A 13213-nucleotide genomic window follows, 5' to 3' on the forward strand; every position below is an offset into this window, starting at 1 on the left:
TGATATTTTTTAGTAATGCGGTCGCCAAACCATTTACTATTATATCATGAAGGTTTTTCTTTTGCTAAAGCTTTTTTATCTTCCCCCAGTAGAACTGGGGGTTTATCTCCACGCCTAAAGACACCAAACAAAAAAACAGCACTCATAACGAGTGCTGTTTTTTGTTATCTTTTCTGAAAATCAGGATACATTAAATCTTTCTTCGTAGAAAATGTCAGTCCAAGTTTCAACATTGTTTTCTACTTTATGGTCATGCCAGTTACTTGCTTCCAAGATTTCGTAGTATGCCCAATGAGATTCTGCTAAATCAGGATAGGTCAGAACATCTTCGTAGTTAGCTTTGATGTATTCTTTATCTGCTTCACGGTTCAACATTCTGTTGATGATGGTAACCGCTTCAGAACGTTTGATCGGCTGATCAGGACGGAAAGTACCGTCTTCATAACCGATTAACCAACCTTTGATAACAGCAGAATCAATGTATTCTTTTGCCCAATGATTATCTGCAACATCGGAGAAGGTGTTGTCTGCACCGTCTTCTAATTCAAAGAATCTGGAAGCAATCGTAGCAAATTCTGCACGAGTAATATTGTTGTGGGGGCGGAAAGTACCATCTTCATAACCTTCAACAATATCAACTTTGCTTAAATATTTGATGTAGGGCGTTGACCATTCACCATCTTTTACATCGGAGAAGGTGCTTTCGCTGCCATCTAAGAATACCATCTTCTTCACGATTAAACGGGAGAACATTGCAGAAACTTCCGCTCTGGTAACATAATCGTCTGCATCAAAGTTACCGGTATCTCTACCGTGAACATAAGCGATATGTTCTTCAGTAAGGCCAGGAATGCCACCTTCTGCTAAATTAATGGTATCAGTGGTTACATAACTGTCAATCCAACCGGGTTTAGTTGCATAAGTTTTGATGGTGGTTTTATCTGCCACATTGAAGGGACCTTCGTATTTCGGAGAATTTTTGGTGGGAGTAGATCCGTCGGTGGTGTAGTAAATGGTAGCACCGGGAGTTTTGGTTTCTAAAGTAACGGTAATATTTTTATCTGCATCAACTTCAAAAGTAATAGTAGGAGCTTCTACACGCTGAGTAGCAGATGGACCGGACGGTGCAGGTCTGTGGTTTTCTTCAGACACTTTGATATCCAGCTCCATAAACAACTCTTTGGTATTACCGTTTACAGCACCTTCAAAATCGTTATTGGTATCTCTGTATAATTTTAAGATACCTTCGCCTACTTCCGCACCGGTTAATACTAACATACCGGAATCTCTGTCAACAGTTGCAATGTTGATCAAGGTATCCGCAGTATCGGTAACTCCTGCATCTAAGCTGGAAGATAAGCTGGGAACAAATACTAAAGACGCTTCTTCACCACGTTCAAACAGTTTTACCAGTTCATCGGAAATCACTTTTAAGTAAACAGTTTCGCCAACTTTAAAATCAACAACTAAATTATTAGGTTCTACCATATTGATTTTATTGGTACCTGCTACATCAGAATATACTTCCACTTTGGCATCCATAACGCCGGACATAATGGTGTTCATCACGGTTGCCATAACGTCTGCATCATCTGCTTTTAACGCATTGATAGAAGCAACCAGGATTTCAATAAAGGGAGAATTAGTGTTTACAGTGGTACCGGTAACAGTAACCATACCGTTACCAACCATCGCATTGGTAGCCAAACCTAACTGGTCCCCTGCAGGATTGGTCAGTGCAGCTGCAGCAGCATTTCTTACATAAGGATTGATTGCATCAACAAAATCAGCCGCATTGGGAGTGCAATATGCATTTAAGAAAGCTGTAATATTGCCTGCAGCCTGGCTTCTTAAGTTTTTCTGAAAATCAATTACAAATGCACCTAATGCATGTTTGGTCATATAACCATTAGCATCTGCAGGATCATCGAAAGTAACTTTGTTTAAAATATCAGCAGGTTTTGCAGTGGTAGCGCCAATGGTGACATCAGTATAGAAGGTTGCAGCAGCTCTGTTGATATCTGCATCACTGATGTTGTTATCTTTGGTGTTGGGGTCACCAACAGTTCCGTTTTTCGCATTGGTGAAAGTCATCAGTTTGATGAATCCGTATGCTAAAATCTGAGCTTCTTCGTCAGAAACTACAGCAGCATTGGGAGAAGTAATACCACTGACAACAGAAGTATCCACAGTATTGTGATAATTTCTCAGTGCAGTTAACTGATCGATAGACACATTTCTGTATGCACGGATCAAATCTGCACCGTAATTAGTTGTGCTAGGATGACTCTGCATACCTAACAGAACTTCTTTAAATTCCTGTTCCGTCATAGTAGGAACAGTTCCGGCAGCATGAGATACCAATGAAAAAATCGGTAACATCATGATTACCAAAAGCAAAGCAATGATTCTTTTCATAGTTTTTTGCTCCTTTTATAAAAATTATATTTTTAACAATTTAAAAAATACTTTTTGTTATTTGTTTGCAAACTGATAGCAACGGTACAGCATTTGGGCTGCTTCAGCACGGGTAGCCGACATTGTGGGGTTAAAACAATTGAGTTCATTCCCTTGAATAATGCCGTTTTCCTGCAGAGTAATTACTGCAGTTTTAGCATAAGATGCAATATACCTGTCATCTTCAAAGGTTGAATTTCTTGAAGTACTTCTATCAAACATACCGAGCATTTCACCAACACGGAACATCATCACAGCCATATCCTGACGGGTAATGTTGCGTCCAGAACCAAATTGACCGTCTCCGATTCCCAGTACCAACTGACGGCTTGCCATCGTGGTAACATAGGGATAAAACCATGCGTTTTCCGGCACATCAGAAAATGCCGGCTTTTCTGCTCCTGCTTCAATAGCGAAAGCGATACACATCATTTTCGCAAACTGTTCACGAGTAACATTGGATGCGGGAGCAAAAGAAAAATCACTTACCCCGTTGATAATGTCGCGATTAAATAAGTCGGTAATCGCTCCTTCTGCCCAACCATATCCGGCTAAGTCATCAAAAACGTGACTACGTTGACCATTTTCGTCAAATCCTAAAATAATATAGGCTTCCTTAATCAAAGCTTGATACAGTGGCTCAAATTCCGCCGGAATTTCACCGGTCAGCAACATTGCAACCGATTCCGAAGAAAAAGCATCGGTACAAAGCGCAATATATGCAGCCTCCATAGAGGTAGCAGTGTTGATCGTAGTAGTCTTCATACGTTGCTCGAAATTATCTTCCCGCAAAGTATCATTTGCCTTCTCAGCCTCTGCGATGGTCAACACAGTTTGAATCGTTTCTTTCATCTTTGCATCCACAGAAGCATTCGTAATAGAAAGTTCTCTGTACAGCGGAACCGCGCCATATAGCTGCGGTAAAAAATTGGGGTCCTGATATACTCTTTTGAACACTCGCATCACATCTGCATTAGTAATTGCAAAAGCAGGTGCTGTGAACACATTGACAAGCACAATCAGAATGCATAAGAAACGCTTACAAAACATCCTCATATAACGAACACCTCTTACAGAAACAAACACTTCTCAAAACTATCAAACTTCTACCTTCATATAGTAACATAAAAATTATCTAAAGTCAAGTTTTTTGTAGGAATCTCTTACAAATTTTATTGAATTTTATAAAATTGTGATATTAAAATCCTAAAGGATATTTCATCTCATTCCAATTCTACCAGAATAATATCATCCCCTATCTTTTTTATTGTTTCAAAATCAATAATCAACTCCTCATATTTGAAGAAAAAACGAAAAATAGAATTACGACATGGCACTATAAGACTTTTCAGTGTCCCTGTTTGCAAATCAATTTCTGCATCGTAAACAAAACCCAACCGTTTTCCGTTGGATAAATTGATTACTTCTTTTTTCTGAAGTTCTCTAACTCTCTCTGTCATGAAAATCTCTCCTTTTTCTATCGGTAATTCAGTGTATGAAAACAAAACCGATCAAAAGCATGTCCACATAAAAAAAACAGGGCTATACAAGCCCTATTTTTTAAAGAGAATGAATACATTTCCGATAAACACGAATCATAAACAAAACAGATAACAATAAAGATGCAATTTCTGCTACGGGGAATGCCCACCAAACTGCTCTCAGGCCAAACCACTCAGATAACATCCACGCTACGGGCACCAGTACGACAAGCTGTCTGCCCAGGGAAACATAAAGACTGTAGATACTTTTGCCAAGTGCCTGAAACACAGATAAGAAAATGATGCAAACACCTGCAAAAATATAATGCAAACTAATGATCCGAAAAGCCGAAACGCCAATGGCAAGCATTTCAGGCGAAGCACTGAACATTTTTAAAAGCGGAACAGGGAAAATCTGAAAAATTCCCATTCCGAAAATCATAATTCCGCACGCAATTAGGATGCTAAGTCGCATTGTTGCAAGAATACGATGTTTATTTTTGGCGCCATAGTTATATGCGATAATGGGAACCATACCGTTGTTAAGTCCTGTTACCGGCATAATGAAAAAGCTTTGCAATTTAAAATATGCACCAAACACCGCAACAGATGCAGCAGATGTTATAAGAATCTGATTCATACAAAGGGTCATCACAGTACCGATAGACATTAAAAGAATGGAAGGAACAGCTATAGCATAGATACCTCCAACAGTTTTCCTGTCGGGGCGGTAATGAGTGGGATAAATTTTAATTTCTTTGTTGCAACGGATATTAATGATAATCCCCAATGTCATAGATACGATCTGCCCCAGTACTGTTGCCAATGCGGCTCCTGCAATCCCCATTTTCGGAAAACCGAACAGACCGAATATTAAAATGGGGTCAAATATCAGATTAAAGATGGCTCCTGCTAACTGTACTACCATAGAAAGCAAGGATTTTCCGGTTGACTGAAGCAGTCGTTCCATAGTAATCTGCATAAAAATACCAATCGAACCGAAACAGATAACACGAAGATAATCCACGCAATACTGTGCAATTTCAGGATCCTTGGTCTGCAATCCGGAAAAGCCATCTACAAAGAAAATGCCAAATAACAAAAATGCCACATAGCTGAAAGCTGCCAGATAAATACCTGTGTTGGCAACCTTGTTGGCTTTTTCAAACTTTTTCTCACCCAAACTTCGGGACAACAGTGCATTAATACCAACACCGGTTCCTGCTCCCACAGCAATCATCAGATTCTGCACCGGAAAAGCAAGACTAACTGCTGTGAACGCTTTATTATTCGGGTCAATCTGAGCTACAAAAATACTGTCCACAATATTATAGCACGCCTGTACCAACATAGAAATAATAATCGGTAAAGACATACTGATTAACAATTTCGGGATAGGCATTGTTCCCATCTTATTTTCTTTTCGTTTTTCCCCTTCAACCTTTTCGTTGATTTCATTTTTTTCCATAACTTCGCTCATATGATATCCTCCGATTTGATTTACACACAAATAAGAATTCTATCATATAATTAAAAAAATGTCAAATAAAAACGAAAAATATGTGGTTTTTACGGAATATTTTTAATACCGCTGACAATTCCTTCCACCAGCTTTTGCTGATATGTTTCATCTTTTAATTTCTGGAGTTCTTCTTCATTGGAAATGAAACCGCATTCCACCAAAACTCCCGGAATTTGCAGTTTGGAAAAAGTAAGATTTTTATTGGGAAGAGGTTTCTCCATACGATGGTTTTTAGAATCGATTTTTTTCAGCTCCGTCATAATACTGCCAGCATACTGAGCTCCGGTAGGGTCATTTTTTCTGTAAAAAACCTGCGCTCCTTTCACATCGGGAGACTCATATTTGTTCATGTGAATGCTCACGAACAAAATTGCCTTTTCACTGTTTGCAATATTTGCTCTCTTTTTTAAATCCGAATTTTTCTGGCTACGAACCGTAGTTTTCCCCTCTTCATGCAAAGAAACATCTTCACATCTTGTCATGACAACTCGATATCCGTTTTGGGTCAGAACTGCTTCCAATTTTTTTGCAATTTGAAGGTTCAAATCTTTTTCGGGAGTTCCGTCAATCCCGACGCCGCCCCCATCCATACCACCGTGACCTGCGTCAACCACAATTATCTCCGGATTAAGACCTGCAGTGGTAATATCTGTGGGCATAGCTGAAATTACTAAAATACCGCTGACCAAAATTGCCAATAATAATCCAATAATCACATTTTTACGAAACACAAAGAACATAAAAATCCCCACCAGTTTTCCTTGATTTTTTAATAATACAGTATATCAAAGAAACTGTGGGGATATGCATTATTTCATATTTAAGGCAAGATTTTTATCACACGGACTATATCCTTCACCAACGGTTCAAAAGCACAAAAGTCCTCAGGAGTACCCACCAAAGTACCGTAATGGGTAGGAATTACCACTTTAGGTTTCATCTGATTCACCCACTCCGCCGACTCTTTGGGATTCATCGTGTAGGTCCCGCCAATGGGAATCATCGCAATATCACAGGAAATTTCTTCCGGCATTGCATCACAATCACCTGAAACATAGATTTTAGCACCATCGATGGTTATGATATAACCAAGCCATCCGTTTTCTTTGGGATGCATTGGTTTATCCACGTTATAAGACGGCACTGCCTTCACTAAAACACCCTGAACAGAAGTTTCATCGCCTGCTTCCATAAAAACGGCGTTTTCTTTGGTAAACCCATATTCTCCTACTTCACGTTCCATTGACTTCGGCATCACAAATACCGTTTTATCGCAACTGATTTTTTTGATATCTTCCGGAGAAAAATGGTCATAGTGGGCGTGTGTTATAAACACAATATCAGCGTCATTAGTTTCTTTTTGAATTCGAAACGGGTCAAAATACAACACCGGTTCTCCCTCAATACGGATACTGCTGTGTTCATTGATGCTGATTTTTTCTATCATTTTATTCATTTTTAGATTCCTCGTTCTTTCGTTTCTTCTAAAATACCGCGAATAGCGTCCTCGGTCGTTTTTACCTCTTCTAAAAAAGCATCAGCAGAAATTCTTAATGCTCCGTGACCGATAATAATCAGTTGCTCTAAATTATCAGAAGTAGCTACACGAACTTTATGATGTTTTCCAAGCTGCTTGGTCGCTTTTTCAATATACATATCGGCAGTTTCTGCTTCTTTGGTATATACGACACTGATATTGTGAATTTTTTCCACTTCTCCGGGGTTGTTTTTTACCTTGTAAGCATCAAACACCACAATCAGTTCGCATTGGGTAAACCCCTGATAATTGCATAAACGGTCAATCAGGTGTTCTCTTGCCACTTCCAGACTTTCTGAGGCAATTTTCTTTAAATCGTCCCAAGCAAAAATAATGTTGTAACCGTCCACCAATAGGTATTCAGGTCCCTTGGGTGCCTGTTTTACAGGTTTATATTTTGGGGTGGGATCCAAAGGGCGTTTTGCCGGATTTTTCGCTTCATATTCCCGACGGCGAATGGGTCCGTAAGTTTTTTCAAACACTGCTAAGAGTTCGTCATCGCCATATACCCGTTCCAAATACCGTCTGGCGCGTTTTTCGGTAGGTATTTCTCCCCCATCATCTTCATCAGAAATTTTAGCACCATCCAAATGCATATAATCACGAACCTGATTCCATTTAACATAAAATCCTGCTCCATGAGAACAAAACACAGAATCAGGCGTATTTTCGGTGTCATTTTCAGGATTATATCCTATTTCTTCGATAATAAATTCAGCATCTTTACATGGCTCGTACCCTTTCAGGTGACAAACCAACCGACCTGCGCCGTGGGTATAACGAATCACTTCGGTGTGATAATCTCGCATTTTAGAAACAGGTGCACTTCCCTTGAGAACTGCCTTTTCTTCCAAAAATCCTGTCTGCTGACAGTTACCGCCCATATAAGAAATATCGGTCATCGCTTTTCCGACTGAATCTGAGGGCAATTCCAGTTCAAATTCGTACCAAGGCTCTAACAAAATACTTTCCGCACACATGAGTCCCTGACGAACCGCCCGATATGTTGCCTGACGGAAATCGCCGCCCTCAGTATGCTTCTTGTGAGCACGTCCTGTAATCAAGGATATTTTCATATCGGTAATGGGTGAACCCGTGAGAACACCCAAGTGTGTTTTTTCATATAAATGCGTTAAAATCAACCGTTGCCAGTTTTTATCCAATTCATCTTCACTGCAGGAGGTGACAAACTGTAAACCGCTTCCACGGGGCAACGGTTCCAACAAAAGATGCACTTCCGCATAGTGACGAAGAGGTTCGTAATGCCCAACTCCCTCCACAGCGGATGCAATCGTTTCTTTATAGGTAATACTGCCTTGTCCAAAAGTTACATGCAATCCGAAACGTTCTGCAATGACACCTTTTAAAACCTCTAACTGCACTTCACCCATCAGCTGAATTTGAATTTCACGAAGACGCTGATTCCAAAAAATGTGAAGTTGGGGATCTTCCTGCTCTAATACCCGTAATTTTGCCAATGCGGATGCCACATCTGTTCCGTCCGGCAACTCTATACGGTAGCTTAATACCGGTTCCGTCCACATAGGAATACTGTTTCTCTCAAAACCAATACCATCCCCCACACGAAAGTTATCCAATCCTGTTACTGCACAGATTGTACCCGGAAAAACTTCGTCAACAGTCTGGAATTTCTGCCCTGAATAAATACGTATCTGATTGATTTTTTCATCAATTTTTTCGTGATTGGCATCTGTTGTTTGTAAAATGGATTTTACTTTCAAACTTCCGCCGGTGATTTTCATATGAGTTAAGCGGTTTCCCTGCTCGTCCTCAGATATTTTATACACTTTTGCCCCGAATTTTTTAGAAAAGACAGATTCCTCTGTTAAGGTAAGAACACCTTTGATAAATTCATCAATGCCTTCCATTTTTAAGGCAGACCCGTAAAACACAGGAAACCATTTTCGGTTTTTGATTGCTCGTTTTAAGCTTTCTTCCGATATAGTATCAGTTTCTAAATATTCTTCCAGCAAGGATTCGTCCGAACAGGAAATACTTTCTAAGTCTAAATCCTTACTATAATCAATCAAAGACGGATGGAGCCGTTCTTTTAAATTTTGAGACAATTTATCTCGGTCGGCACCGTCTAAATCCATTTTATTGACAAACACAAAAGTGGGAATATGATAACGTTCCAACAGTTTCCACAAGGTTTCGGTATGGCTTTGTACTCCATCGGTTCCACTGACTACTAAAATGGCATAGTCCAGCACACTCATTGTACGTTCGGTTTCGGTAGAAAAATCAATGTGACCGGGTGTATCCAAAAGAGTGATAATGGTATCTGAAAATTCCAAAATAGCTTGTTTGGAGAAAATCGTAATGCCTCGATCACGTTCCATAGAATGAGTGTCCAAAAATGTATCTTTATGATCAACACGTCCTAATTTTCGGATGGCACCGGAACAATACAAAAGGCTCTCGGAAAGTGTTGTTTTCCCAGAGTCAACATGTGCCAATATTCCAAAAACCAAACGTCTCATTGGATTTTTTAATCCTTTCATTATAATATTTTATATTATAATAAAAAAATTTCGTTCTGTCAATAAAAAAGGAGATGTAAAAATCAGGTTTTACATCTCCTAAAAACAGTTTTATAAATTATAATATTTTTCAAATTCTGCAGGATGCGGAATTTTGGATAATTCACTTACCTCTGCACGTTTTGCTTTGATGAAGTTTTTGATGAGTTCTTCGGGGAATACACCGCCTGCAGTCAGGTAGTCGTGATCTTGTTCCAAAGCACCCAACGCTTCATCCAAAGAGGTAGGCAGATGTTTTAATTTTGCTTTTTCTTCTTCGGGCAAGTGGAATAAGTTCATATCGTAGGGTCCCCAACCGTTGGCATGAGGATCAATCTGATTTTTGATACCGTCAATCCCTGCCATTAAAATTGCTGCATAGCAGAAATAGGGATTACAGGTTGCATCGGGGTTACGGAGTTCAAAACGGCGGAGAGTGGGTTCTTTCGCATAGGCAGGAATACGGATTACTGCGCTACGATTAGAGGTTGCATAGCCAACAGTTACCGGTGCTTCAAAGCCGGGTACCAAACGTTTGAATGAATTGGTGCTGGGATTAGTGATCGCACATAAGGATGCAATATGTTTTAACAAACCGCCCATAAACCAATGTGCTTCCTGGCTTAAATTGGAATAACCGTTATCATCGGAAAATACCGGCTGACCGTCTTTTAATAACAACATATGAACGTGCATACCGTTGCCTGCTTCTCCCATAATGGGCTTTGGCATAAATGTTGCAGACAACCCATATTTTCTTGCAACATTATGAATGATATATTTAATCATCATAGTGGCATCTGCCATTTTGGACATCTGGCCTAATTCGGGTTCAATTTCAAACTGTCCCCCCGCCCCAACTTCGGGATGGTGATAGTTTAATTTGATACCTGCTTCTTCCATTAAAAGACACATTTCACTACGTGCTTCGTAGGTGGTATCAAAAGGTTTTGCAATATGATAGTTTTTCTGTTTTGCCACCACATTTCCCAAACCTTCCTGATAACTGTTCCAATGTGCCTGCTGGGCATCCACGGAAAATCCCACGGAATTAGCAGAAACTTCCCAACCTGCCTGATTGAACAGATAAAATTCAAATTCGGGTAAAATGAGCATGGTATCTGCAATCCCGCTGTCTTTTAAATACTGCTCAGCAGCTGCCACAATATTTCTGGGATATTGGGAAAGCGGTCTGTTTGCGGGATTGTCAATAATCATCGCATTGCCTGTCATAGACAATGTGGGAATATCGCAAAACGGATCTACCTGAGCGGTATCGGGATCGGGAATAAATACCATATCACTTTTTTCCACCACGGCATAGCCATAGTTGGAAGCATCAAATCCAATACCATTTTTCATGGTTTTTTCAGAAAAATTCTTGGCAGGAATGGTTACATGGCGGAACTGACCGTTAATGTCCACCATTTTAAAATCCACCATCTTGATGCCATAATCATCAATCATTTTTAAGATATCGCTTACTGTTCTCATCGGGAATTCCTCCTATATGATATTTTTCAATCGCTTGGAATTTCTTTTATTATAGCATATTACTGCAAAATTAGCAAGATATATCAGGAATATTCTTTTGAAATTTTGGGCAAGAAATCAAAACACCCAACACCATTAGGCAAATCCAGATTAAAATGAGATTCCCCCAGCCAATGGACGATACTGCGGAAGAAAACACCACAGTGGAAACTGCTGCCGCAATATAACTGACAAAATCAAGAAATCCCGTTACGGTGGACACACGTCCCGTATCTCTAAGACTGGGGCAATAACGACTCCAGAGCATAGATGCTGCGCCGTTGGATGACATAATGGCAAGCATAAAGCAGATGATGTTTAAGACTGGATTTTTTACGAAATACAGCAACGTAAAGAAAATGGTTGCCGAAATAAACATATAAAACATAGTTTTATCCAGATCTCTTTTTAAAAGTTCATAAATACCAACCGAAATAAATGCCATCAGAGAAATAATAAAGGTGGAAACGGTAAAAATCATTGCCGCCTGATTTGGCGCAAAGCCAAGATGTTCGGAAATATAGGTAGGCATCCAAAATACCACAGTTGTACGGACGACCCCTGTAATTACAGAAATCAGTGTAAAACGAATAATTCGCCGGCGTACAAGCTCACGGATATTCAATTTTTCTTTTTCTTTGGTCTGATATTGACCGTATGTTACAATCCCCTGCTTTTCAAACAACAGAAAAAACAAAAAGACCAAAACCGCCATCACACCCAAAGCAATACTGCTGATTCCAAACACGCTTTGCCACACAAAGACGGAAGCAATCACCCCTGCTAAAGGAGAACCGAAGAAAGAGGCAAAGGTAAATCCCAAGCTGCAACGGGTAGCATATACTGGTTCTGTATTCTCCGCCACCACTTTCATCATAGGTGCATAAATCATTGCCAGAAAAAAGCCGGTCATTCCGTAAATATACTGAGCAATTTCAGGAGTTATTCCTGCCATTTTTGAAAAAATAAAATTGCTGATTCCAGCCATCAGAAGTCCGATACTAATCATATATCTTGCCTTTACACGATCTCCGATAGCTCCGTTAATCAGCTGACCGAAAGCGTAAAAAATAAAATATACGGAAGACACTTTTCCGATATATGCTTCCGAATAACCGCCTGCAATCATCTGAGGTGATACGGTACTTAAAATATTTCTTGCAAAATAGACCGCTAGATAGGACATAGAGCACAAGAAACCGATATAAACTGCATGCAGTGCTTTTTTATTTTGAAAAAGATTTTGTTTTTTCATAAAAATTTCCTTTAATATTCCTGAACATTCAAATGCTTGGTATCATATAACACTTTAGCGTGATTTTTTCGGATACATTCATCCCAAAGTGTGTCACCGGTTTTTCTGTCGACACACTTACGGTAAACATTCCCGATTCGGTAAACATCATCTGCTTCCTTAATAAAACATTCATCTTCCACACGAATTTCATATTGACAGCAAGGTAATTTTTCTGATCGCAATTCACCACAAAGTCGGATATCATTTGTCCACACACAAAGCTGAAAAGTGTCATCTGTTGGATTTTTAAAACGGTAATCCAAATAATTATATGCAATGGAAGTCCCCGTTCCGAAAGGAACTCTTCGGTCGCAATCCGGAAACAAATCAAATCCATCGTGATGATGATGCTCTACAATTTCTAGCGGAGAATGCAAAATCATCCAATGAATTAAATTACTCAGCTGACACATTCCTCCACCGACTCCGGAAGAAACATTGGAATTTGAAATGGTAACGCCGGGTAAATATCCTTGAGATTTCTTACATTTTCCCAAAAGTTTCCACAAAGAAAACACTTCCCCGGGACGAATTAAAATTCCGTTCACGTTGGGCGCAGCAAGCGACAGATTTTTTGCCTTGTTTTCCTGCAGCTTCATATCAACATTTCCCAATGTACGTCTGATAACTGACTGATGCTCTGCCACTAAAACAGGTAATTTATCTGCTGATTTTTTCTTGGCAAACTTCTGTTTGGAAACCAAATCTTTCAAATGTCTGGTTAGTATATTTTTCTGCACAGATAAGCAATAGGTTACAGGCGACAGTTCACAAAACAATTTTCTTTCCATATTAATTTCCTTTTTATTATTTAGGTATATAATATCATATTTTCATAGATAT

At 39.5% G+C, this 13213-nt stretch carries 10 protein-coding genes; all 10 read right to left on the minus strand.

The genetic code is table 11. The annotated features are described in order from the left end of the window. Window positions 1-180: 180 nt before the first annotated feature. Window positions 181-2418, minus strand: coding sequence for a hypothetical protein (locus E7413_02900; protein ID MBE7018811.1), 2238 nt, complete (start codon window positions 2416-2418; stop codon window positions 181-183). Between the two features lie 57 nt (window positions 2419-2475). Further along, the gene (locus E7413_02905; GenBank protein MBE7018812.1) at window positions 2476-3513 is read right to left on the minus strand and encodes an S-layer homology domain-containing protein; all 1038 of its coding nucleotides are present in this window, start codon (window positions 3511-3513) and stop codon (window positions 2476-2478) included. Between the two features lie 167 nt (window positions 3514-3680). After that, entirely contained in the window at window positions 3681-3917 is a 237-nt protein-coding gene (locus tag E7413_02910; protein ID MBE7018813.1) for a YlmC/YmxH family sporulation protein, read from the minus strand. Window positions 3918-4017: 100 nt separating this feature from the next. Beyond that, window positions 4018-5406 carry an MATE family efflux transporter gene (locus E7413_02915; protein ID MBE7018814.1) on the minus strand — a complete coding sequence of 463 codons (1389 nt, stop codon included), beginning with the start codon at window positions 5404-5406 and terminating at the stop codon, window positions 4018-4020. A gap of 101 nt (window positions 5407-5507) precedes the next feature. Beyond that, complete coding sequence (locus tag E7413_02920; GenBank protein MBE7018815.1) at window positions 5508-6200, minus strand: N-acetylmuramoyl-L-alanine amidase; 693 nt, start codon at window positions 6198-6200, stop codon at window positions 5508-5510. Between the two features lie 80 nt (window positions 6201-6280). Beyond that, a complete protein-coding gene (locus E7413_02925; GenBank protein ID MBE7018816.1) occupies window positions 6281-6907 on the minus strand; it encodes an MBL fold metallo-hydrolase in 627 nt (208 codons plus the stop codon). Between the two features lie 11 nt (window positions 6908-6918). Further along, window positions 6919-9501 (minus strand): GTP-binding protein, encoded by a 2583-nt coding sequence (locus E7413_02930; protein MBE7018817.1) that lies wholly within the window; start codon window positions 9499-9501, stop codon window positions 6919-6921. Window positions 9502-9612: 111 nt separating this feature from the next. Further along, a complete protein-coding gene (glnA, locus tag E7413_02935) occupies window positions 9613-11034 on the minus strand; it encodes a type I glutamate--ammonia ligase (protein MBE7018818.1) in 1422 nt (473 codons plus the stop codon). 70 nt (window positions 11035-11104) lie between these two features. Then, window positions 11105-12328: an MFS transporter gene (locus E7413_02940; protein MBE7018819.1), complete on the minus strand. Its 1224-nt coding sequence runs from the start codon at window positions 12326-12328 to the stop codon at window positions 11105-11107. Window positions 12329-12339: 11 nt separating this feature from the next. Beyond that, window positions 12340-13161 carry a vancomycin resistance protein gene (locus tag E7413_02945; protein ID MBE7018820.1) on the minus strand — a complete coding sequence of 274 codons (822 nt, stop codon included), beginning with the start codon at window positions 13159-13161 and terminating at the stop codon, window positions 12340-12342. Window positions 13162-13213 lie beyond the last annotated feature (52 nt).

The sequence above is a fragment of the Oscillospiraceae bacterium genome (assembly GCA_015068645.1).
Taxonomy (GTDB): Bacteria; Bacillota; Clostridia; order UMGS1840; family UMGS1840; genus SIG452.